The sequence below is a fragment of the Leisingera sp. ANG-M6 genome, assembly GCF_000813905.1.
Taxonomy (GTDB): domain Bacteria; phylum Pseudomonadota; class Alphaproteobacteria; order Rhodobacterales; family Rhodobacteraceae; genus Leisingera.
Window position 1 is genome coordinate 1 of record NZ_JWLG01000040.1, and the last position, 626, is coordinate 626.

Below are 626 nucleotides of genomic sequence, written 5' to 3' on the forward strand. Positions count from 1 at the left end.
TACCGGGATGACAGGCTCGGGTGCAGCAGGATCGGCGGCTCTGACGGCGCCTCCTGCAGTTCAGCTTCCAGCTCTTCTTTACGGACCTCCAGCGCTGTCATCTTGTCTTTCATGCTCGGATGGAACATGCCGTCGCTGGTGGCTTCGATGATGTTACTGATCTTGCTGTTAACTTGTACCAGCTCGCGTTCCGCTTTGGCGCGATCCTGCTGGATCGTTCCTGCAAGCCGGTTGTATTCCGTCTGGTAGGCGCGGGTGAACTCCGCAATCAGGTCCGGGTGCAGCAACTGGTCCTTGAGGCCGTTCAGCACGCGGTCTTCCAGGCGGTCACGACGGATGGTCAGGCGGTTGCTGCAGGTTCCTTTGTTGCGGGCGCTGGCGCAGCCAAAATGCGCCTTGCCAACGATGCTGTATCCACCGCCGCAGGCGCCGCATTTGAGCAGGCCGGAGAGCAGGTGCCTGGCCCGGCGTGCCCGTTCCGGCCGCATGACACCCTGGCTGATGACATCACTGCGGCTAGCTTGCTGGCGTGCCTTGACACTCTGCCACAGGTCCTCCCCGACGATGCGCAAATCCGGAACTTCTTCGATGATCCATTCCTCAGGCTAATCAGCCCCACTTGAGTG

The 626-nt window shown here is 60.9% G+C and carries 1 protein-coding gene; it reads right to left on the reverse strand.

The window, feature by feature from the left end; translation table 11 throughout:
• Positions 1 to 572: zinc ribbon domain-containing protein (locus tag RA24_RS21440; protein WP_193747162.1), on the reverse strand; the 572-nt coding region annotated here is incomplete at its 3' end.
• Between the last annotated feature and the right edge of the window lie 54 nt (positions 573 to 626).